Origin of the sequence: Halomonas sp. MMH1-48 (genome assembly GCF_022348105.1) — a bacterium.
Taxonomy (GTDB): domain Bacteria; phylum Pseudomonadota; class Gammaproteobacteria; order Pseudomonadales; family Halomonadaceae; genus Vreelandella; species Vreelandella piezotolerans.
This window is the reverse complement of sequence record NZ_JAKRFL010000003.1, coordinates 191,328-213,603: the sequence shown is the minus strand read 5'-3', so window position 1 is coordinate 213,603 and position 22,276 is coordinate 191,328. Positions and strand designations below refer to the sequence as shown.

Genomic DNA, 22,276 nt, shown 5'->3' with positions numbered 1-22,276 from the left:
TTACCTTGACTGGGCAGCGATGGCTAGTAAACACTCTCCTCGCCCTCTGGGCGAGTCTTGAACCGCCGATGCAGCCATAGATACTGCTCGGGATGTTTGCGTATCGCCCGCTCGATGAAGACATTCACCCGCGAGGCATCGGCCATTTCATCCCCACTAGGGAAATCCTCGAACGCCGGCAAACACTCGATGGTGTAGGTGCGATTATCCGGGTTGCGGTGGAACATCAGCGGAACGACGGGGGCGCCCGTCATGCGGGCGATTTTCGAGGTGAGACGGATGGTCGCCGCCGGCTGACCAAACAGCGGCGCAAAGACGCTGACATCGCGGCCGAAATCCTGATCCGGTGAGTACCACACGATGTGCCCCGCTTTGATGCGGCGCACCACGCCGCGCAGGTCATGGCGATCAATGGCTTGGCCAAAGATGCGTGAACGTGCTCGGGTCATGAATCGCTCGAAGAGCGGGTTGTTATGGGGGCGGTAAACCACATCTGCCGGGAAGAACAGCGAGTGTAACGCCCCGCCTAAGTCCAGCGTCGAAAAGTGGATACCCACCACCAGCACGCCTTTGCCCTGAGCTTTAGCGCGTGCAAGGTGCTCTTGGCCGTGATAGGCCACTCGATGACGCAGCCCTTCGGCATCACGACACCAGCCAGTTGCGGTTTCGACCAAACCGATCCCGTTGGCAATGAAGGTCTCTTTGACCAGTTGGCGCTGCTCGTCGGCGCTTTTTTCTGGAAAGCAGAGCGCGATGTTCGTGGCGGTGATGTGCCGACGACGCTTCACGAAGCGCCACGCCAGCAGGCCAATCGCTTTCCCCACCCAGAGCTTCACGCGCCAAGGAAGCCACGCGGCCACGTACATTAGGCCAATCGCCAGCCATGTTGGCCAGTAACGAGGGTGCGCAAAGGAGCGCGGATTAGACGCGTTAGACATACCGATAACCGTTCAAACGTGAGCCCCATGATAACGCCGAGGAGCTCTAGGCAGCACCCCGGTGAGCAGTGTATAGCTGATGGTAGCGCAATAGCGGGCCACCTCATCCACCGGCAGTACGGCGCCATTGCTGGCTGCTCCCCATAGCACCACTTCACTGCCAATGGCCGCGACGGGTACATCGGTCACGTCCACCGTCAGCATGTCCATCGACACCTTTCCAGCAATCGGGCAGCGCTGGCCATTGACTAGCACCGGCGTGCCGTCGACCGCGTGGCGATCATAGCCATCGCCATACCCTGCCGCCACCACGGCAATCTTGGAGGGACGCGGGGCCTTCCAGCGCCCGCCGTAGCCAACCTGCTCGCCGGTATCGAGTTCGCGCAGCGCGATGATTTCCGAGCGTAACGACATGACCGGGCGTAGCTGGCGGGTGACGTCGTTGGCCACTTCCAGCGGGTCGCTGCCATAGAGCATCACCCCAGGGCGATTCCAATCACCGTGAGCGACTGGCCAGGCCAGCGTCGCCGGAGAGTTGGCCAAACACAGCGGTGCCTTCAGTTCATCCGCTAGCCCTTGCAGCACGCGCATCTGCTGGTTGAAGACGCTAGGGTCTTGGGCATCGGCACTGGCAAAGTGGCTCATCAGATGCAGCGCCGTTACCTGGGGTGCGTCGACCAGCCGCTGCCACACGCTGACCGCTTGCTCGGGCGAGAACCCCAGCCGGTGCATGCCGGAATCCACCTTCAGCCAAACAGGAATCGGCTGCCGGGGCGAATAAGACAGCAGCGCCTCTACCTGCCAGGCGCTATGAACGCTGATCCACAGACGGTGTTCATCTACCAGGGCCAGCTCGTCGGCGTCGAAGATACCCTCGAGCAGGACAATGGGGGCTTGGATACCGCCTTCACGCAGGCTCAACGCTTCTTCGATGCACGCCACGGCAAAGGCCGGGACGTCGGCTTCCAGCGCACGGGCGCAGGCCAGTGCTCCATGCCCATAGGCGTCGGCTTTGATCACCGCTACCGAGCGGCTTTGCGGGGCGCAGCGACACGCCAGTCGATAGTTGTGACGCAGGGCGTCCAAATCAATATGGGCCACTAGCGGGCGCATGGCATTCTCGCTCTTTCATCTACCATTTCATTCACTATCTCGTTCACCCTCTCATTCACTCCTGCATGGGCAGGTAATGCCGCTGGCGGATGGACAATGCTGACACGATCAAGCGTCCCGCCCGGCAGCGGTGGAAAACCTTTCGCCCAAAAACAGCGCACCGAGTGGGTCACTCGGTGCGCTATCGGTGCTGCGGCCAGAACGGCTGACGCGACTCACGACGATCGCCTAGCTCTCGAAAATCGCGTCGAGAGAGAGGCCCTGTTTTTCCAGCGAGCGGCGTAGCTTCTTTAGCGCTTCTACCTGGATTTGACGCACCCGCTCACGGGTGAGACCAATTTCGGCACCCACTTCTTCTAGCGTTGCCGCCTCGTGGCCGCGTAGACCAAAGCGACGTACCACGACTTCTCGCTGCTTCTCGCTCAGTTCATCCAGCCAGTGGTCTACGTGCTCACGCACGTCGCCGTCCACTAAGCAGGCTTCCGGGCCGAGTACTTCATCATCGGTGAGCGTATCGATCAGCGGCTTGTCGCTTTCGCCTCCCATGGGATAATCCACCGATGATACTCTTTCGTTCAGCCCGAGCATTTTCTTGACCGTCTCGACCGGCTTGTCGAGATGTTCGGCAATCTCTTCGGCGGTGGCTTCGTGGTCCAGCTTTTGGGTCAGTTCACGAGCAGCGCGCAGATAAATATTCAGCTCTTTAACCACATGGATAGGCAGACGAATGGTGCGCGTCTGATTCATCAACGCACGCTCGATGGTCTGGCGAATCCACCATGTGGCGTACGTCGAGAAGCGAAAACCCCGCTCGGGGTCGAACTTCTCTACCGCACGGATCAGACCAAGGTTGCCTTCTTCGATTAGATCGAGCAGCGTCAACCCCCGGTTCAAGTAACGTCTGGCAATTTTAACCACCAAGCGCAAGTTCGACTCGATCATCCTCGAACGACCCAGGGCATCGCCTTTACGCGCCAAGCGTCCGTAATACACTTCTTCTTCCGGCGTCAGTAGCGGAGAAAAGCCAATCTCATTGAGGTAGATCTGTGTCGCGTCCAAGCTTTGAGTCGATTGACGATCTTCACGGCCCAGCGCTTTTTCGAACGCATCCTCTTCGGCTGTGGCGTCGTCATCGGCGTCATCCAACGCCTCTTCAACTTCATCCAGGTCAATCTCCTGTAGGTCCTTCTCCAGCATACTCATGGTCATACCCCCGTGGTTTCGCCTATCCGCCATGTAGAAAAGTAAGGGTGGTCGCACTTCCTGTGCGCGTGCACCTTATTGTTATATGACGCCCTGAATCAGCTGTTCGGGTAGTCTTGGCAGGTCTACCTTACACCCGCCAAGGGATGACTAGCGAGAGGGCAGATAGTCCAACGGATTTTGCGGCTGGCCATCGCGGCGCACCTCAAAATGCAGTTTGACGGCATCTGCATCGCTATCGCCCATCGTGGCGATGACTTCACCAGCCTCGACGACATCATTCTCTTTTACGCTCAAACTATCATTGTGTGCGTAGGCACTGAGAAACTGATCGTTGTGTTTCAGTAGTATTAGGTTACCGTAACCGCGTACGCCGCTACCGGCGTAGACCACGATCCCAGGACCTGCAGCACGGACAGGTTGCCCCTTTTGTCCGGCGATATCAATCCCAGCGGTGATGCTGCCGCCTTGCCCGAACTCGCCGGTCACTTGGCCGTCGGTGGGCCAGCGCCAGTCGATGTTTTCGGCAGGCGTAAAGGTCCGTGACGAACGATCGGTGCGGGCAGCTTGAGCCGGCTCAGCGGCAGGCTCTGGTGCGGCGGCGGGTGTCGGCTCAGGTTCCGGCGCGGGTGCCCGCTCGGGCTCGGGCTCCTGCTCGGGCTGAGTGCTTGGCTGCTGGGGAGCAGCCACCTCAGACGCCTCGGTAGCGGCAGCGACCTGTTGAGACGCCTCGACCGCCGTGCGCTCCGCACGCTCTACCGTTAGCCGCTGGTTGCGCTCGATGGCACTCTCGTCCGGCAGCAGCCAGTCGAGTTCCTGGTCATTGCTCGCCACGGCAGTGGCTTGTGGTTGTAGCCCCGTAGCAACGGCACCGCTGGTCGAAGCGGGTGACGCGTTGCCGCCAGACGCAGTCGACATGCCTCCCGCGCCTTCACGCAAAGCGATGGTTTGACCAGGATAAATTTGGTAAGGCGCGTCGATATTGTTGATGGCGGCAAGCTGGCGATAGTCCAGATTGTGCTGCCACGCGATGCCATAGAGCGTATCGCCTGCTTTGACGGTGTACTGTGGTGAGTTTTCCACCGCACGGCGTGCGTCGCTCAAATCGCGCACCTGGGGGGTGTTGGACTGCTGACTGGCACAGCCACTCACCGCCAGTGCAAGCACCGTCATCATAAAAACCTTACGCATGGAAACCCTACTCCTGTTCAACGCCGTGCTAACGATCAATGGAACGATTATCTGTCGAGTGATGCTGGGCATGAGTGGCCGCACGCCGGTTGAGCGCTACGACGAGTAGCGCACCGACGACCATCAACGTTATCACGCCAGTTACCTGTGCCGACGCCCCTGTCAGCACGGCGTAATCGCTGGGTAACAAATAGCGGTAAGCCAGCGGGATCATCTGCCCATCGGGGCCTAGCTGGTAGCGTAACAGTTCACGCCAGGGCCAGAGAACCGGTAGCGAGCCGATAATGAAGCCCAGCAGCAGCTGCAACGTCGCGCCATGGTAGCGCCGTAGCAGCCACGATAGCAGGCGCGACGAGAGTGCCAGCCCCACCACACAGCCCATTCCAAACAGTATGATAATACCGATGTCGAAGCTGCGAATAGCCCCCATGATGGTGCCGTAGAGCCCCATCGTCAGCAGTAAAAAGCTGCCCGATACGCCGGGCAGCAACATGGCACTGATCGCAATGGCACCCGCCAGGATGACGACTAGCGACTCGTTACCCACCATGAGCACCAGCGGCATTAGGCTCGGCAACCATTCGGCGAGCATCAAGCCGATGAGCAGCGGCAGCAAGTACCAAATTTTCCATCGATCACCGGCTTGACCGACCACCAAGGCCGACGCCGCGACCAGCCCAAAAAAGAAGCCTTCCAACAGTAGCGGATAGGCCTCCATCAGCCACAGCGCCAAGTGGGCAACGCTGAACAAGCTGACCGCCACACCCAGCAGCAGCGGCAGCAAAAAGGCCACGTTCAAATGCTGCGACAGCCCTTTCCAGCCGCCGCGGCGCCATGCGCCAAGGGCGCTGGGGCCAAACTGCTTGATGGTATCGATGAGTTCTTCGTAAATACCGGTAATAAAGGCAATCGTGCCTCCCGAGACGCCGGGAACGGCATCGGCCGCGCCCATCCCAGCGCCTCGCAAAAACAGTCCTAGGGGTCGACGCTTCAATCCACCACTCCTTGCAATAAAGGTACGAAACGCACGGGTTCTAAGCGGCGCTTTTCGAAGGCGGAGCCAATCCGCTTGATTTGGGTCAGCCACTGGCTGCCGTCTGGCTCTTCCAGCGGCGCGATCATCACGCCATCGGGGCGGAGCTGTTCCAGCAGCGCCTCAGGCAGCGTTTGCGCACAAGCGGTGAGCAGGATGACGTCGAAAGGGGCTGCTTCCGGCCACCCCTCACCGCCATCGGCGACGGCCAGCGTGGCCGGTGCTTGCAGCCGCCAAAGACGTTCGGCGGCACGCTCGTGCAGGGTATAGATTCGCTCCACGGAGTAAAGCGTTTCTACCAGCCGCGATAGAATCAGTGTTTGATAGCCTGAGCCAGTGCCCACTTCTAGCACGCACCGGGGCGATGCGCGCAGCACTAACTCCGTCATGCGCGCCACCGTTAGCGGCTGCGACAGCGTTTGGCCGAAGCCAATGGGCAGTGCGGTGTCTTCATAAGCGCGATGGGCCAGCGCTTCGTCGACGAACAGATGGCGAGGCTCGCTGGCCATGACGTCCAGTACGCGCGGGTCGCTCACGCCTTGCTGGACCAGGCGCTCGATCATACGATCTCGAGTGCGCTGAGAGGTCATGCCCCGCCCGCGCAGCTCCCTAGGGGATAGATCAGGCAAAGGCATCCAACCAATCCTGCACATCACGACGCGCCGGGTGGCGCGTTAAATCGGTTTGCAGCGGCGTGATCGACACATAGCCTGCATCGACGGCGGCAAAGTCAGTATCCTCTCCGTCATCCGCATTCGCCGCCACAGGCGCGATCCAGTAGCGCGTACGCCCTCGGGGGTCTTTGACGGGCACCGGTTTTTCTGCGGGCCCACGATAGCCGAGACGCGTGACCTTGACACCCTTGATCACTTCCCAGGGAACGTCTGGCACGTTCACGTTCAGCAGCGTGCGCGGCGGCAGCGAGAGCTGGTCGGCCGCGCCGATCAAGCTGGCAGCAAACTTGGCTGCCGTGGCAAAGTGCTGGGTGCCGCATAGCGACATGGCGATGGCCGTCATGCCGAGATTGCGTCCCTCCATCGCGGCGGCCACTGTGCCCGAGTAAAGCACGTCGTCCCCCAGGTTACTGCCATGATTGATACCCGAGATGACCAGATCCGGACGCTCGTCCCACACGCCGTTGACGCCCAGATAAACGCAGTCCGCGGGTGTGCCATCGACACTGTAAAAACCGTTCTCTAGCGCGGTGAGCGACAGCGGACGCGACAGCGTGAGCGAGTTACTTGCGCCGCTACGGTCGCGATCCGGGGCGACCACACGCAAATGGGCATGGGGCAAAAGCGCCTCGTAGAGCGCACGTAAGCCAGGAGCATGGACGCCGTCATCGTTGGAAAGCAGCAGTCGCCGCATCAGAACCTCCTTCTTACTTCGGCGTCATGCCGTGTCGGGATGATGAATCAATTCGCCAATCACCGCCGTCGCGAAACTGCCTCGGGGCAGCGCGAACGAGAGTAGCACGGACTCTTGTTCGAAGTTGGCCTGAGGCGCGATCAGCCGGGCACGCAGCGCACGCTGTCCACGCTTGACGCCGCTCTGCTCGAGGCCGGCGCACAGCGCAGGATGGCGTGCCGCCAGTTGCGCTTCGTAACGGCCCGCATCACCGTGCGCCCCGCCGCCCACACCCCACAAAACGCCCGTGGGATGAACATCCAGCGCGGCGGCGCGTGCCACCAGGCTCTCCTCGACGTCATCGATGGAAAACACGCTTTGCGTGCCATCAAGCATCAAGGTATCGCCCGCGACGGGCTGGCACCAGTTACCGTCTGCCAGTCGGGCACTGAGCAGCTCGTTGAACAGAAAGCTGCGCGCGGTCGAAAGCATCATCCCCTGGCGATCATCGCGTTTGCGCCAACCTTTGGCCAGTACGGCGGCGGCGCGCTGCAGATTGCGCGCTCCAGCGCCAAACCGCTGGTGGCCAAAGTAGTTGGGGACACCTTGGGCGCAGAGCGCTTCCCAACGTGGCAATAAATCGTTTGGGCGAACCGCGTCGCCACTTAGGCGCAGCGTAAAATGATTCGTGCGGTGCACGCCCCGCTTTAGCTTTCGCGGATGACGCGCCATGGCCAGCACCGTGACGCCCGCAGCGCCAAGCGTGGCAGTTAAGTCCTCAGGCGCTTCGCGACCGGGCAGATGAACGCTCAGCCACTGGCGCGCAACGGCCACGCGATCCTTCATACCGGAGTAGCCGATATCGCGCGGGGTGACACCGCACAAACGGCTGAGCAGTTTCACCACATCTAACGTGGTTTGGTTACGCTTTTCAAGGCGTAGCCACAGATGCTCGCCGTGAGCCTCCGGGGTAAAGTCGAGCTGTTCATCGACGATGAAGTCTTCCGGCCGAGCGCGATACTGGCCGGGCGCAGGCACGCCGAATGTCGGCGTCAAGCTGCGCTGCCAGGCGGGGAGATCAAGCATTCGATGCCTCTTGCGCGGCCAGCAGCACCACCGCTTCGGCGGCGATCCCTTCCCCCCGCCCGGTAAAGCCAAGACGTTCGGTGGTGGTGGCTTTAACGTTGACCTGCCCCAGCGTCACGCCTATTTCCTCGGCAATCGCGGCACGCATGGCCTCGATGTGCGGCGCCATTTTGGGCGCTTGCGCCATGATGGTAGCGTCCAGGTTCACGACGTCGAACCCTTCGTCCCTCACCAGCGCGACCACATGACGAAGTAAGCCGCGACTGTCCGCGCCTTTCCATGCCGGGTCGGTATCGGGAAAGTGGCGGCCAATATCGCCCAGCGCACAGGCGCCGAGCAGCGCATCGCTGATGGCGTGGAGCAGCACATCGCCATCGGAGTGGGCAACGAAGCCCTGTTCGAACGGCAGCTTGACGCCACCGATCATCAAATGATCACCCGGCCCAAAGCGGTGTACATCGAAGCCGTGGCCAATTCGCATTAGAAACTCCTGTTACTTGAGCTGCGCTGGGCTGCCATGATGGCCGTTGCCAACGCTAAATCGTCAGGGTGGGTGACTTTCATATTATCGCGCCGCCCACTAACGAGCTGGGGAGCTTCCCCCAACGCCTCGACGGCCGAGGCTTCATCCGTGACCACGGAGCCCTGCTGCTGGGCCTTGGTCAGCGCGCGCCTCAGCAGCGCATAGCGAAACCCTTGCGGCGTCAGCGCGTGCCACAGGCCATCACGGGGTTCGGTGGCGTGGCTTAGTTGGTCCCCCTGATCGCGCTTCATGGTATCTGCTACCGGCATGGCCAGCAGGGCACCACTGGGATGAGACTGGGCCGCCCGATACAAGGCGTGCAGATCGGCGCGGGTGATACAAGGTCGCGCGACGTCGTGCACCATGACCAAGTCGCTGTCGTTGGCCGCGATGGCCTCCAGTGCGTTCATCACGCTATCCATCCGTTCTATACCGCCGGGCACCTGCTGCCAGTGAGTGAACGGTACCCAGTCTGGCCGAAACCAGTGATCCTCTGGGTCCAGGCAAAGCACTAAATGCGCCTGAGGGAAGGCATCATGCAGACGTGCAAGGGTGTGCGCCAAGATGGGTTGGCCTTCCAGGGGAAGGTACTGTTTGGGCTTGTCGGCGCCCATTCGTTTCCCCTGCCCGGCCGCAGGCACAACGAGCCAAAGCGGCGAGGTCTGCATCACTCGCTCTCACCGTCGGCTGGAATGACACCGGGCTGAGCGACTAGCCCGGCATGAATGCCGACCAACTCGTTTTCGATGGCCACGCCCGGCACCCAGAAGAACTGCTCGTCGGTGCGCACCATGCCCATGTCGCTGCGGGCGCGTTCCTCGATGGCATCCAACCCGGTTTTCAAATCGGTGACTTCCGCCGCCAGCCGTGCGTTGCGTTCACGCAGCGGATCATTGGCCGCCTCCTGCAGGGCCACCCGCTGCTCCACCTGCTGCAGATCTTGCCAGCCGCCGTTGCCCAGCCAAAGTTGGTACTGTAGCAACCCCAACACGGTCAGTAGCAGGCCCACGAGCCATTTGTGCATCCCAGACATCCTTCGTGAAAGCGGAAACGGCGCGCATTATGCCATTAAGGGCAGAGTCCAGCGAGCCGCGACGCGGTAGGCGTTACTTGAACGGTAAAGCATCTTCGGCGGCGCGGCGATAGGCCATGATATGGACACCCTCTTGCTGACAAAACTGCGCCACGCCAGCGGCCAACCCCGGGTGGGCCAAATAGTGCAGCGAACGAACCCGCTGGGGAGCAAACCCCCGCACGAGCTTGTGTTCGCCCTGGGTGCCGGGATCGAATAGCGTCATGCCCTTGGCCAAGCACGCGTCGATGCCCTGGTAGTAGCACGCTTCGAAATGCAGACAGTCGGCGACGACCTCACTCCCCCAGTAGCGACCGTAGAGCGTCTTGCCTCCCTGGAAATAGAGCGCTGCGGCGACGGGACGCCCCGCTAGCCGCGCCTGCACCAGCATCAGCGACTCGGGCATCACGTGACGCAAACGTTCGAAGAAGGCGTGATTGAGGTAGGGCGGGCGTCCGCGTTCGTGGTAAGTGATGGTGTAGCAGCGGTAAAAATGCGCCATGTCGACATCGCGGATCTCCTCGCCTTCCAAACGGTGCAGGGTAATGCCCTGGTCGGCCACTAAACGCCGCTCACGCTTGATCATTTTCCGCCGCTTGGAAGTGAGGCTGGCGAGAAAGCCTTCGAAATCACCGAAACCACGATCTCGCCACTGAAACTGTACGCCTTCCCGAGCGATCAGATCAGGGCAGTGGCGCTGCCACGCCTCGACTTCCGGCTCTTCGGCAAACAGCAGGTGCCAACTCGACAGCGCCAGGGTGTCACACTGCTCCCGCCAGCCTATCGCCAACTGGGCTCGAACGGCGTCGGCATCGGCGTCTGGCGCGATCAAGGTACGAGGGCCTGGCACTGGCGTGAAAGGTATCGCACTCAGCGCCTTGGGGTAATAATCGCCGCCGGCGCGCTCCAGCGCGTCGGCCCACCCCCAGTCGAACACGTACTCCCCATAGGAATGGTACTTACGGTACATTGGCAGCGCACCCACCAGCGCCTCGCCCTGCCAGACACACAGATGACAAGGCTCCCAGCCGGTGGCCGTGCTGACGGAGCCGCTGGCCTCCAGCGCGTGTAAAAACCCGTGACGTAAAAAAGGCTGTTCGTCACACCCGAGCGCATCCCACTGGCTTGCCGCAACGGCCTCGATGGCAGGTAGAATGGAGTAGGAGAGCGGACGAGAAGGCATAACATCTCCCTGGCACACTGGCACAGATGGCGTATGCCTTACTGTACCACTCCGGCCGCTGACGCGTGTGAAGCGCCTAGTTTGTAAACAATTGTCGATCCTGCTCAGACAGCGTTTCAAGGTCGCCTGGCCCTGCGTATCGTCGGCAGTCAGTATACCCCTAAGGAGAGGCCATGAACCGCGATTTAACGGATACGTTACAGGCGCAGCGCGAGGCGGCAGGCCCGGCGCCTTTTCCCACGCTGGCCGTACGGCGCGAGCGCTTGGCGCGCCTCGCCCGCATGACGAAACGCCATCAGCACGACATCGTGCGAGCCATCCAGCTCGATTTCGGCCAGCGCAGCGAAATCGAAATCCATCTCGCTGAAATTCTTCCCGTCCTTCATGCCGCTCGCTATGCGCGCCGCCACCTGTGGCACTGGATGCGCCCTCGTCGCGCACGCGTTCCGCTGCGGCTCTGGCCAGCGCGCGCCCGAGTCGCTCCTCAGCCGCTGGGCGTCGTGGGGGTAATGTCTCCCTGGAACTATCCTTGGAGCCTTAGCATGATGCCCGCCATCGATGCGCTAGCGGCTGGCAACACGGTGATGCTCAAACCCAGCGAGCACGCTCGCCACACCAGCGCACTGCTCGCCAAGCTGATTCCCCAACACTTCACGCAAGAGGAGTTCTGCGTGATCGAGGGCGGGGCCGACGTCGCCAAGACGTTCAGCGCGCTGGCGTTCGACCATCTGGTGTTTACCGGGTCGACCCAGATAGGCAGGCAGGTCGCGACGGCTGCCGCCGCCAACTTAACACCGGTCACGTTGGAGCTAGGCGGCAAATCACCAGCGCTGGTGGCCAGTGATGCGGACCTCGACAGCGCCGCTGAGGCGATTATCTTCGGTAAAGGTTTCAACGCAGGACAAACCTGTATCGCGCCGGATTACGTCATCGTTGAGAGCCGCCGCTTGGACGCTCTAACCCACGCCTTGGAACGAGCCATTCGCCGCCAGCGACCCGATGCCAAAGACGCCACCGGCTACGTCAGCGACGCCCACCACGCACGAATCGAACGGCTGCTCGATGATGCCCGAGCGCGCGGTTGTCGCGTGCTCGAACACGGACCCCACGCGCCGGCGTTGGTCATCGACCCGCAGCAGAGCTTATCGCTCATGCAAGAGGAGATCTTTGGGCGGGCGCTACCGGTGATCAGCGTCAAACATATCGATGATGCCATTCGGCTGATCAATGCACGCCCTCGCCCCTTGGCGCTATATGCCTTCACCCACCAGAAGGCGCTGCAGGAGACGCTTCGCCATCAAACGTGTTCCGGGGCGTTGGTGTTCAATGAGACCCTCCTTCACCACGCCGTACCGACTCTTCCTTTTGGTGGCGTTGGCGAGAGTGGCAGCGGCGCTTACCACGGCCGCCACGGGTTTGAACGCTTTAGCCACCAACGTAGCGTGTTCTACCAGCCCAAGCGCTCCAATAGCGGCTGGTTAAGACCGCCCTATCATCGCTGGCTGCTGCATTTGCTGCGTCTTGGCTAAAGCTAGGGGATTAATGTCCGATATTTATTTAATACGTTTTTTTCAATCCCCCCCTCACGTCTAGGAAACGCCATGCAAGCCGCCAAGCGACCGGAGAATGAAACACAGCGCCTGACGGCCTTGCGCGCGTTGAGCATCCTCGATACCCCGGCCGACGACGCCTTCGAGCGTCTGACACAGCTTGCCCGGGACCTGTTTGACGTGCCGATGGCACTCGTGTCACTGGTCGACGAAGAGCGCCAGTGGTTCAAGTCTCACCCGGGGCTACCCATCTGCGAAACCAGCCGAGAGGTCTCTTTTTGTGCCCACGCCATCGCCGCCGATACGCCGCTGGTCATCGAAGATGCCCAGAGCGATCCGCGCTTTGCCGATAACCCGCTCGTCACCGGGAAACCGCATCTCCGCTTCTATGCGGGGCACCCGCTCAGGCCTTCCGATTCGCTGGCCGTGGGTACGCTATGTTTGATCAGTGATCGGCCACGCGCTTTCTCGACGCGGGATAGACAGCTACTGGCCAGCCTGGCAGGGCAAGTGGACGAACTGTTGCGCCAGCATCAAATGCGCCACACCTTGTCGCAAACCACGCGTCGTTACGAGGCGCTGTTCAACGAGAGTGCCACCGGCATCGTGCGAATCGACCTAGCTGGCAACGTGCTGAGCATCAACCCTTTTGCACTCACCATGTTGGGCTATACCAGAGCCGAGGTGTTGGGTCGTAACGTCTCGATGCTGACCCCGGCCGCGATTCGCGCCGAACATGACCAATTCATTGCGCGCTTTTTGGCAGGCAGTAACCCTAATGTCATTGGACGGGGTCGCGAAGTAGAGGCGTTGCACAAAGAAGGCCACCTCGTTCCCGTTCATCTAGCGGTCAACGCCATCCATAATGAGCAGAACGACGTGGTGGAATTCCTTGGTATTTTGACCAACCTGAGCGACGTTTACGACGCCAATCACCGCATGCATAAAGAGCAGAGCCTGCTGAAAGTGCTGCACCAGGGCATTACCGATTATCAGGCGCTAATGTCCGGCGAGCAGCTCTGGACCTTTCTCATGGAGGCATTGCGCGAGCTGACTGACAGCGATTACGCGCTGATTGGCGAAGTAATGCCAACGAGCACCACCAATACGCTCAAGCTCCACGCCATTACCGATCTCTCTTGGAGCGATGAATCGCGCCATTTGATGGAACAGCTGCGCACTGGGGATATGGTGCTGACCAATCCCGACTCGCTGTTAGGCCGCGTGTTTGCCCACGGCGACGTGGTGATCACCGACGACGTTTATCGTCACGCCAAACGCGGCGGCTTTCCACCGGGCCACCCGCGTATCGATAATTACCTGGGCGCGCCAATTTTCAGTGGCGATAAATTGATAGGCATGTTCGCCATTGCCAACAGCCAACAAACGCTGAACCATTCGTTGTTACACTGGCTTCAGCCGTTTACCGATACCTGCGCGCTGCTGATCAACCTCTATCGACAGATGGCAGAGCGCGAGCAGGTCACCATGGACCTCGCGGCGGCGAGGGACCAAGCCGAACAGGCCAATAGGGCGAAGAGCGAATTTCTCTCGTCCATGAGCCACGAGCTACGTACGCCGCTCAATGCCATCATTGGTTTTGCGCAGCTGCTTGGCAAAGGACGGCGCGAGCCGCTCAGCGACAAGCAGAAGCGACAGGTAGGGCAAATCCAGAAAAGTGGGCAGCACCTGCTTAGCTTGATCAACGAAGTGCTCGATTTGGCTAAAATCGAGTCCGGCCACATGGCGCTCTCCATCGAGCCGATCGCGATAGAGAGCGTGATCGAGGATGCCTGCAACACGTTAGAAGCCAATATCGAGGCATCAGGGCTAGTGCTTCAGCGCGAGCCACTCCCTGCGCCTTGGTGGGTCGCCGCGGATTACACCCGCACCAAGCAGGTATTGCTCAACTTACTCTCCAATGCCATCAAATATAATCGCCCCCAGGGCTCGATCCGGATTGCCGTCGATCAACGGGGCAACGACGTGTGCGTTCGCGTCACGGATGCCGGGCATGGTATCGCACCAGAGCGACAGCACGAGCTCTTCGAACCCTTCAATCGGCTCGATGCCGAGCATGGCACCATCGAGGGGACGGGTATTGGGTTAGCGATCACCCGAGAATTAGTGGAGCGAATGCAGGGCCAAATTGGCGTGACGAGTGCACCCGGCCAAGGCGCGACGTTCTGGTTTACCCTCCCCATCACCGAGGCCGATGCGCTTAGCGAGACGCCCTTGCCGATGACGCTGGCCAGCGCCGCCCCTGGCCAGCGTCATCACCTACTCTATATCGAAGACAACCCCACCAACCAGCGCTTGATGGAAGATATCATGGAGGACTTTGACCAGGTGCGGCTACAGACCGTCACCAGCGCCGAGCTAGGGCTCGATCTCATGCGCTACTCTCCTCCGGATCTGGTGCTGATGGACATTCACCTACCCGGCATGAACGGCTATCAGGCGCTGGATGCAATTCAAAAAGATGCCTCGTTACGTCACATTCCAGTGGTGGCCCTCTCGGCCAACGCCATGGAGCGTGACCGAGCGCACGGCCTAGCGGCAGGGTTTGTCGATTACCTCACGAAGCCGCTCGACATCGATCAGTTCTCGGCGACACTGAGACGCTATGTGTCTACAGACGCCATACCAAGGAAGGCGCCATGACGTTCATGAACAAACACCTGCTGGTAGTGGATGACAACAGCATCAACGTCGAGCTACTGCTAGATCTGCTCGACGATCATGGATTCGATAACGTGCATGGTCTAAGCGATCCTCGCCAAGTCCTGCAACATTGTCAGCAAGCGATGCCGGATCTCATCTTGCTCGATATCCGTATGCCTCATTTAGATGGCTACAGCGTGATGGAGCAACTGCAGGCGACGTTTGCCGAGCATGCGCCGCCAATCATCGTGCTGACCGCACAAATCGATGACGAAACCCGCCATCGCGCGCTGAGCATGGGTGTAAGGGACTTTCTGACCAAACCCTTCAAACACGATGAAGTGCTTCAGCGGATTCACAACACGTTGAGCGTGGAGCACCGCTATCGTGTTCGCGACCAGCAGGCCGAGACGCTGGAGGAGATGGTGGCCAAGCGCACCGAGGAGTTGGATCGCCAGTCACGCACCGACCCTATCACCCAGCTACCCAACCGTCGCGCCTTGACACAACGCTTGGCCGACGCGGCGCAACAGGGCTGTCCCACGGGGTTGTTGTTTATCGCGCTGGATCACCTCGATGATGTCGTGCGTTTACATGGCTACGGCATTGCCGACCAGCTCATGGTGCACATTAGCCACCGGCTCGACGGCCAGTTGGACGTTAGCAGCACACTCGGGCTGTGGGGCGGCAGCGAGCTGCTGGTGATTACCCCAACGGCCGAGCTGAGCGAGCTGCGTCAGCTCGCTTCACGGCTGCTCGACTGCTTCGAACACGACCAGTCCCTAGACGACCTGCTACTGCCGCTTAACGCGCGTATTGGTATCAGTTGGTCGCAGGGCCAGTTCGACATCGAGCGCTTGGTGCACATGGCCGCCCTGGCACTTCCGCAGAGCGGCACACTGCGACTGCAAAGCTACAATGAAGCTCTGGAAAACCAGCAGCGACATCGGTTGCACCTACAGCAGGCCATTCGCGGCGCCACACAGCGAGGGGAAATGTCCCTGGCCTTCCAACCCAAGCTGTCACTCGAAACTCAGCGCGTAGTGGGCGCCGAAGCGCTGCTACGCTGGCACCACCCAGAGCTGGGCCACGTCTCCCCTGGCGACTTCATTCCCCTGGCAGAAGCCAGCGGTGATATCCTCTCGATTGGCGAGTGGGTACTCGAGGAAGCCATGCGCTATATTGCCGACTGGCGGGCCAAGGGACTGTTGGACGACGATTTCCATATTGCCGTGAACGTAGCAGCACGTCAGCTAGCGCGTAAGGACTTTGCCGAGAACCTGCTGGCGCGACTGGCCAATCATGGCATCCCGGCAAGGTTCTTTGCCCTGGAAGTCACCGAATCGGGTCTGCTCAGCGATATGCACAATGCGCGCATCCAGCTCGCGCAGTTGGCAGAAGTGAACATTGCCGTGGCCATCGATGATTTTGGTACCGGGCACTCGTCACTGGCGTATGTCAAAACGCTGCCCTTCTCGACGCTGAAAATCGATCGCGCCTTCGTGATGGACCTGGAGGAGGACGCCATCGATCGCCATTTGGCTCTCACCATCACCCAGCTTGCCCATGCCGTGGGCTGCGACGTGGTCGCCGAGGGTATCGAAACGGCTGCGCAGGCCGACTACTTACGTTCAATTGGTTGCGAAGCTGCTCAGGGGTATTACTATGCTCGTCCATTGCCTGCCGATGAGTTCTATCGCTGGTGCAGGGACTGGACACCTTCTTCACACCTAACGCTTGCCACGGAGTCAGTTAATGGCGCATGACCTGCTAGACCGCTTACGGGAACGCTTGGAAGAGTTGAATCGCTCAGAGCGTAAAGTTGCGAACGTCATTCTGGAAGACCCCGCAGCGGCCACCAGCCTGAGCATCGCCAGCCTTGCTCAAGCGGCGAGCGTCAGTGAACCGACCGTCAACCGCTTCTGTCGCAACTTCGGCGCCAAGGGCTATCCCGATTTCAAAATCAAGCTGGCCCAGAGCTTGGCAGGCGGCACGCCCTACGTCACCCGTGCCGTCGAGCCGGGCGATACCGCTACTCAGTACACCCATAAAATCTTTGGGGCGACCATTGCGGCGCTAGACGAAGCGCAGCGGGAAGTGGACATGGCCGCCGTCGAAAGGATGGTGGATTACCTGACGCAAGCCAAACAGATCCACTTTTTTGGATTGGGTGCCTCCGGCGCCGTGGCGCAAGACGCCCAGCATAAGTTTTTCCGCTTCAACCTACCGGTGATGGCCTACGTCGACGTGCTGATGCAGCGAATGGTGGCAGCCGCTTGCCATACCGGCGATGTGGTAGTGATCATCTCCTACACTGGGCGTACCCGTGAGCTGGTCGACATTGCCAAGGTAGCCAGGGAAGCAGGCGCCGTAGTGCTGGGCATCACCGCGCCCCACTCTCCGCTCGCTCAGGAGTGCACGGCCACGCTGGAAGTCACCACCCCTGAAGATACCGACCACTACATGCCGATGACGTCTCGGGTCATTCAACTGACGCTGATCGATGCCCTGGCCACGGGCGTCACGCTCAGGCGCGGCGAAGATTTTCTGCCGCACCTAAAAAAGATCAAAGACAGCCTACGCGACACCCGCTTTCCGGCAGAAAAGCCTGTCAAATAAGCGATAGCAGTTACGCACCCACGGCCGTCGTCACGGTAATCTCGACTTTCAGCTCATCGGCAGGCATCGGCGCGCATACGCAGGTGCGTGCCGGTGCATGGCCTTCCGGTACCCAGGCATCCCATATCTCGTTCATGGCGGCGAAATCGCTGCCATCTTTCAAGTAAATCGTGGCACTTAGCAGTTGTTCTCGGCTAGAGCCGATCTCTTTTAAAAGCGCATCGACGCGCGCCAGCATGCTCTCGGTTTGTGCTTTGATATCGCCGTGGCGAGCCTCGGGGCCTGCTACCTGACCGCATAAATAGGCCACCCCCTGATGTATCACGGCACGGCTCATGCGGGCTTTTGTATCATGACGCTGAATATGCATAGATCGAACTCCTGGCTAGATGAAAAAAAGCAGTGTAAACCGCTATTCCGCCGCTGCCTACGCTTCGTTAGCCAGCGAGTATGAGGTAGGCACGGGGCGATGCTCGAACACCCGGCGCAGCACGAAACTCGTATGGGCGCCGGTGACGCCTTCGATGCGGTTGATCACATGGAGCAGCAGGTGTTGATAATCGTCCATGTCTCTCACCAGAATTTTGAGCTGAAAATCCGCCGCTTGCCCGGTAATGATCAAACACTCCACCACGTTGGGAATGTTACGGATATGACGCTCGAAGTTATCGAAGCGCTCGGGGGTGTGCTGATCCATCGAGATATGCAGCAGCGCCATGAGTTGAAAGCCGAGCGGGCGCGCATCGACCACCGCTCGATACTGGGTGATCAAGCCGTGCTCTTCCAGGGCTCGCACGCGCCGTAAGCACGGCGAGGGGGACAGTCCAATGCGTTCGGCCAGTTCCTGATTGCTGATACGCCCCTCCTGTTGCAACACGTCGAGGATGCGGCGATCAAAACGGTCGAGAGTCAAAGGCGCGTTGGCCACAGCGATATCTCCTACCAAAATAAGAACTTGATTCGATATATTCTGCCATTTTTTTGCGCTAACGCCATATTTTCGCAATAACCTTTCGCGCCGTGTGTCGTAGACTATGTTGACTGCCAAAAGCAGTCCTCGATTGACGCCTTACCCAGGCGTCCTCCCTAGGCTCTCCCTGACCCGGAAGAGCACGCCACAGCGGCTTGCGCCACCAGCGGCCGCCCCAAACAACTCACCGTTCTCAGGAAATTCACCATGCCTGCTTTTGATCATCGCAAATACCGTCCTGCTCCCCGGGTGCCCGCGTTCGACCGCCAGTGGCCCGACCGGGAGCTGATTCAAGCGCCCATCTGGGTGAGTGAAGACCTACGCGATGGCAACCAGGCCCTGCTCGAGCCGATGACGGTAGAGCAGAAACAGCGCTTCTGGCATCAGATCATCAAGGTCGGTATCAAAGAAGTGATGGTCGGCTTTCCCTCCGCCAGCCAGCCGGATTACGATTTCGTGCGCTGGCTGATCGAAGAGAATCAAATTCCTGACGACGTGACCATCGCCGTGCTCGTGCAGTGCCGCGAACACCTGATCGAAAAAACGTTTGCGTCATTGGTGGGCGTCAAGCGCGCCATCATCCACCTGTACAACTCCACGTCCACGATCCAACGGGAGCGGGTGTTCGAGATGGATCGCGACGGTATCACCGATATCGCCGTGCAAGGCGCAACGTGGGTCAAGACCTATGCGGCCCAATACCCCGACGTCGATTGGCGCTTCCAGTACTCGCCGGAGAGCTTCTCCAGCACCGAGATCGATTTCTCCCTGGCCATCTGCGAAGCGGTGATGGATGTCTGGCAGCCCACCCCAGACAACAAGTGCATTCTCAACCTGCCCACCACCGTGGAAGTGGCAGGCCCCCACCATCACGCCGATCAGATCGAGTACTTCTGCCAGCACATCAGTCGCCGCGATAGCGTGATCATTTCGGTGCATACCCATAATGATCGGGGTGGTGCCGTAGCGTCGGCAGAGCTTGCACTACTGGCGGGGGCCGACCGTGTCGAAGGCACCTTACTGGGAAACGGTGAACGCACCGGCAACATGGATATCGTTACGCTGGCCATGAACCTCTACAGCCAGGGTATCGATCCCAAGCTGGATCTTTCCAACCCCGACGAGATCATTCAGGTGGTGCACGAGTGTACAGGGATTGCCATGCATCCCCGTCACCCCTGGGTAGGTGAGATGGTGTATACCGCCTTTTCTGGCAGTCACCAGGATGCGATTCGTAAATCGCTCAAGCACCAAAAACCCGACGAACCGTGGCAAGTGGCCTATTTGCCCATCGACCCGCACGATATCGGGCGGGACTATCAAGCCGTCATTCGGGTTAACAGCCAGTCGGGCAAAGGCGGCATGGCCTTTCTGTTGGAGCGCGACTACGGCATCAGCCTGCCTCGTTGGATGATGCTCGCGCTGGCCCCCTACGTACAACAAGAGAGCGAACGCCGTAATAGCGAGCTCTCCAGCGAAATGATTCGACAGGTGATGTTCGACCATTTCTCCCATGGTGCGCCGCTGTCCCTCGCCGACTATCGACTCTCGAAGGGACAGCAGGAAGGGATCGACATCACGCTGTGGCAGGGTGCCGACACGCTGCGCTTATCAGGGACCGGAAATGGCGCCATGTCGTCGTTCACCGATGCCTGGAGACGCCATACGGGTAGCCACGTCGCCATTCTCGATTACAGCGAACACTCACTGGGCGGCGACAGCGAAGCCAACGCCATTGCCTTCGTGCAGCTCAACATCGATGGTCAGCGGGTGTGTGCCGTAGCGGAGGATAGCGATACGGTGAGCGCATCGCTCAAAGCCGTGCTGTCGGGGATTAATGCGACTCAGCCCGCTCGCGCCGAGCAGCGGGAAGTGGCTAGTAGCACCGCCTGATCGGTACCCCGGCCGCTGCCAAACGCGCGGCGGCCGGGCGACCATCGCTTTACATCAGCGTAAAATCAACACCGGTAAGTGGGCATTACGCAACATCGCCGTGGTAGTGCTACCCACCAGCAGATGACGAATGCGCGAGTGACCGTACGCGCCCATCACGAGCAGGTCGATCCCTTTTTCCTCTTTATAAGCACGCAGCGCTTCTTCGACGTCTCCCGCTCGAATGGCGCCTTCGGTGTGGTGTCCTGCCGACCGAAGCGTCTCGGTGGCCCACTCGAGCTGCGAGCGATTCTCGGCGGTTTCGGCCCCCACGATCACCACGTGACACTCAGCGCCTTCGAATAGCGGGCTTTTTGCCAGCATTTCTACCCCTTTGCGGGCGGTTTTGCTGCCATCGAAGGCCATCAGAATGCGCTTGGGTGGGGCGAATGCCTTCGGCACCATTAATATGGGCCGATGCAGCTCGCGAACGACGCGCTCGAGGTTAGACCCTAGATGGCCGCTGGCCTGGTGCGCCGTTTCTCCTCGTTTGCCGAGCACCAACAGGCGGAGCTCTTTTTCATGCTCCGCCAAGGTATCCACCAATGTGCCGTTACGCTGCATGCAGGGAGTGTCTGCAAAACCGGCTGCCTCGCTGCGCGCTTTGGCAGCATCCAGCATCAAACGCCCCTGCTCGCGGGCGAGCTTTCCCCTCTGCTCTTCGATGTCCGAAAGCTGTTCCAAGAGGTGCTCGCGGGTGCCTAGGCCAAGATGGCCGGTCAGATCGGGCTCGGCGACTTGGGCATGGTTATCGACGGTGTGCAGAAAACGCAGCGGAGCCGAGAGCGCCGTGGCGGCCCACACCGCATAGTCACAGACACTTTCTGAGTAGTGGGAACCATCGATGGCGGCTAACACGTAGTCAGACATGTGGGTGTCTCCTTACACGGGTGCATGAACAGTGATCGTCATTCTGACTCTTTTGTACACGAAGAGGTGGATCGGCAACACCGTAGCACCGGCTTTTTTGAGTAATGGCCGACTTCTGCGTCCCTCCCGTCGCAATGCTACACTTAGCCGCCTAGCGATTTCACCACGACAGCGCGAGGCGTAGCATGGGGCACGGCATCACGAGTCTATTACTCGTCGCACTGGGCGGTGCACTGGGAGGATTGGGACGCTTTGCGATCTCCAATACCATGGCCCGCTTACTGGGCAACGCCTTCCCCTGGGGAACACTCGTCGTCAACGCTAGCGGAGCGCTGCTGGCAGGCTGGCTGCTAGGCGTTTACGGCGTGCCCAACACACAGCCGTTTTGGCTATTTGCGCTAGCGGGTCTGCTCGGCGGCTATACCACGGTATCGTCGTTTAGCTTACAGACCCTCGAGCTATGGCAGCGCGGCCAGGCGTTGCGCGCCGCCCTCAACATGGTCGCCACGCTACTGTTGGGCGTCGCCACGGCAGCGCTGGGCTGGTGGCTGGCCCAGGCTTGAAGAGCAGAGGAGCCCTCGATGAATCTTAACGCCTATCTTGCCGTTGGCCTTGGCAGCGCTCTGGGCAGCGTGCTGCGCTATGGCGTTTCGCTGGCGTCGATGGCCGTGCTGGGTGGCCACTTCCCTTGGGGGACATTGCTGGTCAACGTGTTGGGTTCTTGCCTCATCGGCTGGCTCGCCGCGACGACGACCCGCCTGCCCCAAAGCGCGCTGGCACGACAGCAACCGCTGCTAATGGCAGGTTTCTGCGGGGGATTCACCACCTTCTCACTGTTTAGCCTGGAAACGCTGCACTTGGCCCAGCAGGGCAGCCTAGGGCTGGCGCTGCTCTACGGTATAGGCAGCTTACCGCTGTGCGTAGCCGCCGCCTGGATGGGCGAGCGCTTGGCCTTTTTAAACCAACCAGTGGCCTAAGCTCT

General features: G+C 60.2%; 22 protein-coding genes. 7 read left to right on the top strand and 15 right to left on the bottom strand.

Annotated elements, in window-relative coordinates; genetic code table 11:
* Nucleotides 1–23: 23 nt before the first annotated feature.
* The 12 genes from lpxL to MHM37_RS04610 all read right to left on the bottom strand — a co-directional run bounded on the left by lpxL (nt 24) and on the right by MHM37_RS04610 (nt 10,689).
* Nucleotides 24–938: an LpxL/LpxP family Kdo(2)-lipid IV(A) lauroyl/palmitoleoyl acyltransferase gene (lpxL, locus tag MHM37_RS04665; RefSeq protein ID WP_219861585.1), complete on the bottom strand. Its 915-nt coding sequence runs from the start codon at nt 936–938 to the stop codon at nt 24–26.
* A gap of 12 nt (nt 939–950) precedes the next feature.
* The gene (gene alr / locus MHM37_RS04660) at nt 951–2,051 is read right to left on the bottom strand and encodes an alanine racemase (RefSeq protein WP_239295952.1); all 1,101 of its coding nucleotides are present in this window, start codon (nt 2,049–2,051) and stop codon (nt 951–953) included.
* A gap of 228 nt (nt 2,052–2,279) precedes the next feature.
* Complete coding sequence (gene rpoS / locus MHM37_RS04655; protein WP_139526500.1) at nt 2,280–3,254, bottom strand: RNA polymerase sigma factor RpoS; 975 nt, start codon at nt 3,252–3,254, stop codon at nt 2,280–2,282.
* A 150-nt stretch (nt 3,255–3,404) separates the two neighbouring features.
* On the bottom strand, nt 3,405–4,445 hold the full coding sequence (locus tag MHM37_RS04650; RefSeq protein ID WP_239295953.1) for a peptidoglycan DD-metalloendopeptidase family protein: 1,041 nt from the start codon (nt 4,443–4,445) through the stop codon (nt 3,405–3,407).
* A 28-nt stretch (nt 4,446–4,473) separates the two neighbouring features.
* Nucleotides 4,474–5,439, bottom strand: a complete 966-nt coding sequence (locus MHM37_RS04645; protein WP_139526498.1) for a DUF368 domain-containing protein — start codon at nt 5,437–5,439, stop codon at nt 4,474–4,476.
* Complete coding sequence (locus tag MHM37_RS04640; RefSeq protein WP_139526497.1) at nt 5,436–6,113, bottom strand: protein-L-isoaspartate(D-aspartate) O-methyltransferase; 678 nt, start codon at nt 6,111–6,113, stop codon at nt 5,436–5,438. The genes MHM37_RS04645 and MHM37_RS04640 overlap by 4 nt, the downstream gene beginning before the upstream one ends.
* Nucleotides 6,100–6,846, bottom strand: a complete 747-nt coding sequence (gene surE / locus MHM37_RS04635) for a 5'/3'-nucleotidase SurE (RefSeq protein WP_239295954.1) — start codon at nt 6,844–6,846, stop codon at nt 6,100–6,102. The genes MHM37_RS04640 and surE overlap by 14 nt, the downstream gene beginning before the upstream one ends.
* 24 nt (nt 6,847–6,870) lie before the next feature.
* Nucleotides 6,871–7,911 carry a tRNA pseudouridine(13) synthase TruD gene (locus tag MHM37_RS04630; RefSeq protein ID WP_139526495.1) on the bottom strand — a complete coding sequence of 347 codons (1,041 nt, stop codon included), beginning with the start codon at nt 7,909–7,911 and terminating at the stop codon, nt 6,871–6,873.
* Nucleotides 7,904–8,392 (bottom strand): 2-C-methyl-D-erythritol 2,4-cyclodiphosphate synthase, encoded by a 489-nt coding sequence (gene ispF, locus MHM37_RS04625; protein WP_139526494.1) that lies wholly within the window; start codon nt 8,390–8,392, stop codon nt 7,904–7,906. Before ispF ends, MHM37_RS04630 begins: the two co-directional genes overlap by 8 nt.
* Nucleotides 8,392–9,102, bottom strand: a complete 711-nt coding sequence (gene ispD / locus MHM37_RS04620; protein WP_239295955.1) for a 2-C-methyl-D-erythritol 4-phosphate cytidylyltransferase — start codon at nt 9,100–9,102, stop codon at nt 8,392–8,394. Before ispD ends, ispF begins: the two co-directional genes overlap by 1 nt.
* A complete protein-coding gene (gene ftsB / locus MHM37_RS04615; protein WP_139526492.1) occupies nt 9,102–9,458 on the bottom strand; it encodes a cell division protein FtsB in 357 nt (118 codons plus the stop codon). Before ftsB ends, ispD begins: the two co-directional genes overlap by 1 nt.
* A gap of 82 nt (nt 9,459–9,540) precedes the next feature.
* Nucleotides 9,541–10,689 (bottom strand): GNAT family N-acetyltransferase, encoded by a 1,149-nt coding sequence (locus MHM37_RS04610; RefSeq protein ID WP_239295956.1) that lies wholly within the window; start codon nt 10,687–10,689, stop codon nt 9,541–9,543.
* A 173-nt stretch (nt 10,690–10,862) separates the two neighbouring features.
* Between MHM37_RS04610 and MHM37_RS04605 the strand changes: the two genes are divergently transcribed.
* The 4 genes from MHM37_RS04605 to MHM37_RS04590 all read left to right on the top strand — a co-directional run bounded on the left by MHM37_RS04605 (nt 10,863) and on the right by MHM37_RS04590 (nt 17,522).
* Complete coding sequence (locus tag MHM37_RS04605; RefSeq protein ID WP_239295957.1) at nt 10,863–12,218, top strand: aldehyde dehydrogenase family protein; 1,356 nt, start codon at nt 10,863–10,865, stop codon at nt 12,216–12,218.
* Nucleotides 12,219–12,290: 72 nt separating this feature from the next.
* Nucleotides 12,291–14,903, top strand: a complete 2,613-nt coding sequence (locus MHM37_RS04600) for an ATP-binding protein (protein ID WP_239295958.1) — start codon at nt 12,291–12,293, stop codon at nt 14,901–14,903.
* Nucleotides 14,900–16,669 (top strand): EAL domain-containing protein, encoded by a 1,770-nt coding sequence (locus MHM37_RS04595; protein WP_239295959.1) that lies wholly within the window; start codon nt 14,900–14,902, stop codon nt 16,667–16,669. The genes MHM37_RS04600 and MHM37_RS04595 overlap by 4 nt, the downstream gene beginning before the upstream one ends.
* A complete protein-coding gene (locus MHM37_RS04590; protein ID WP_239295960.1) occupies nt 16,659–17,522 on the top strand; it encodes a MurR/RpiR family transcriptional regulator in 864 nt (287 codons plus the stop codon). Before MHM37_RS04595 ends, MHM37_RS04590 begins: the two co-directional genes overlap by 11 nt.
* Nucleotides 17,523–17,532: 10 nt before the next feature.
* Here MHM37_RS04590 and MHM37_RS04585 read toward each other — a convergent pair whose 3' ends face one another.
* Both MHM37_RS04585 and MHM37_RS04580 read right to left on the bottom strand, forming a co-directional pair.
* Complete coding sequence (locus tag MHM37_RS04585) at nt 17,533–17,892, bottom strand: RidA family protein (protein WP_239295961.1); 360 nt, start codon at nt 17,890–17,892, stop codon at nt 17,533–17,535.
* A gap of 57 nt (nt 17,893–17,949) precedes the next feature.
* Nucleotides 17,950–18,450 (bottom strand): Lrp/AsnC family transcriptional regulator, encoded by a 501-nt coding sequence (locus MHM37_RS04580; RefSeq protein WP_153842583.1) that lies wholly within the window; start codon nt 18,448–18,450, stop codon nt 17,950–17,952.
* Between the two features lie 249 nt (nt 18,451–18,699).
* Here MHM37_RS04580 and MHM37_RS04575 point away from each other — a divergent pair, with 249 nt between their 5' ends.
* Nucleotides 18,700–20,385: a 2-isopropylmalate synthase gene (locus MHM37_RS04575; RefSeq protein ID WP_239295962.1), complete on the top strand. Its 1,686-nt coding sequence runs from the start codon at nt 18,700–18,702 to the stop codon at nt 20,383–20,385.
* A 54-nt stretch (nt 20,386–20,439) separates the two neighbouring features.
* On the opposite strand, the gene MHM37_RS04570 is transcribed toward MHM37_RS04575, so the two are convergent.
* Complete coding sequence (locus MHM37_RS04570) at nt 20,440–21,294, bottom strand: universal stress protein (protein ID WP_153842582.1); 855 nt, start codon at nt 21,292–21,294, stop codon at nt 20,440–20,442.
* Nucleotides 21,295–21,479: 185 nt separating this feature from the next.
* On the opposite strand from MHM37_RS04570, the gene crcB (MHM37_RS04565) reads away from it, so the two are divergent.
* Complete coding sequence (gene crcB / locus MHM37_RS04565) at nt 21,480–21,857, top strand: fluoride efflux transporter CrcB (RefSeq protein WP_219861607.1); 378 nt, start codon at nt 21,480–21,482, stop codon at nt 21,855–21,857.
* Between the two features lie 18 nt (nt 21,858–21,875).
* Entirely contained in the window at nt 21,876–22,271 is a 396-nt protein-coding gene (gene crcB, locus MHM37_RS04560; RefSeq protein WP_219861609.1) for a fluoride efflux transporter CrcB, read from the top strand.
* Nucleotides 22,272–22,276: the final 5 nt, after the last annotated feature.

Excerpts from the sequence above, each read along its gene's own strand:
- lpxL (WP_219861585.1), bottom strand. The coding sequence starts at position 938 with ATGTCTAACGCGTCTAATCCGCGCTCCTTTGCGCACCCTCGTTACTGG.
- alr (WP_239295952.1), bottom strand. The coding sequence starts at position 2,051 with ATGCGCCCGCTAGTGGCCCATATTGATTTGGACGCCCTGCGTCACAAC.
- rpoS (WP_139526500.1), bottom strand. The coding sequence starts at position 3,254 with ATGAGTATGCTGGAGAAGGACCTACAGGAGATTGACCTGGATGAAGTT.
- MHM37_RS04650 (WP_239295953.1), bottom strand. The coding sequence starts at position 4,445 with ATGCGTAAGGTTTTTATGATGACGGTGCTTGCACTGGCGGTGAGTGGC.
- MHM37_RS04640 (WP_139526497.1), bottom strand. The coding sequence starts at position 6,113 with ATGCCTTTGCCTGATCTATCCCCTAGGGAGCTGCGCGGGCGGGGCATG.
- surE (WP_239295954.1), bottom strand. The coding sequence starts at position 6,846 with ATGCGGCGACTGCTGCTTTCCAACGATGACGGCGTCCATGCTCCTGGC.
- MHM37_RS04630 (WP_139526495.1), bottom strand. The coding sequence starts at position 7,911 with ATGCTTGATCTCCCCGCCTGGCAGCGCAGCTTGACGCCGACATTCGGC.
- ispF (WP_139526494.1), bottom strand. The coding sequence starts at position 8,392 with ATGCGAATTGGCCACGGCTTCGATGTACACCGCTTTGGGCCGGGTGAT.
- ispD (WP_239295955.1), bottom strand. The coding sequence starts at position 9,102 with ATGCAGACCTCGCCGCTTTGGCTCGTTGTGCCTGCGGCCGGGCAGGGG.
- ftsB (WP_139526492.1), bottom strand. The coding sequence starts at position 9,458 with ATGCACAAATGGCTCGTGGGCCTGCTACTGACCGTGTTGGGGTTGCTA.
- MHM37_RS04610 (WP_239295956.1), bottom strand. The coding sequence starts at position 10,689 with ATGCCTTCTCGTCCGCTCTCCTACTCCATTCTACCTGCCATCGAGGCC.
- MHM37_RS04605 (WP_239295957.1), top strand. The coding sequence starts at position 10,863 with ATGAACCGCGATTTAACGGATACGTTACAGGCGCAGCGCGAGGCGGCA.
- MHM37_RS04600 (WP_239295958.1), top strand. The coding sequence starts at position 12,291 with ATGCAAGCCGCCAAGCGACCGGAGAATGAAACACAGCGCCTGACGGCC.
- MHM37_RS04595 (WP_239295959.1), top strand. The coding sequence starts at position 14,900 with ATGACGTTCATGAACAAACACCTGCTGGTAGTGGATGACAACAGCATC.
- MHM37_RS04590 (WP_239295960.1), top strand. The coding sequence starts at position 16,659 with ATGGCGCATGACCTGCTAGACCGCTTACGGGAACGCTTGGAAGAGTTG.
- MHM37_RS04585 (WP_239295961.1), bottom strand. The coding sequence starts at position 17,892 with ATGCATATTCAGCGTCATGATACAAAAGCCCGCATGAGCCGTGCCGTG.
- MHM37_RS04575 (WP_239295962.1), top strand. The coding sequence starts at position 18,700 with ATGCCTGCTTTTGATCATCGCAAATACCGTCCTGCTCCCCGGGTGCCC.
- MHM37_RS04570 (WP_153842582.1), bottom strand. The coding sequence starts at position 21,294 with ATGTCTGACTACGTGTTAGCCGCCATCGATGGTTCCCACTACTCAGAA.
- crcB (WP_219861607.1), top strand. The coding sequence starts at position 21,480 with ATGGGGCACGGCATCACGAGTCTATTACTCGTCGCACTGGGCGGTGCA.
- crcB (WP_219861609.1), top strand. The coding sequence starts at position 21,876 with ATGAATCTTAACGCCTATCTTGCCGTTGGCCTTGGCAGCGCTCTGGGC.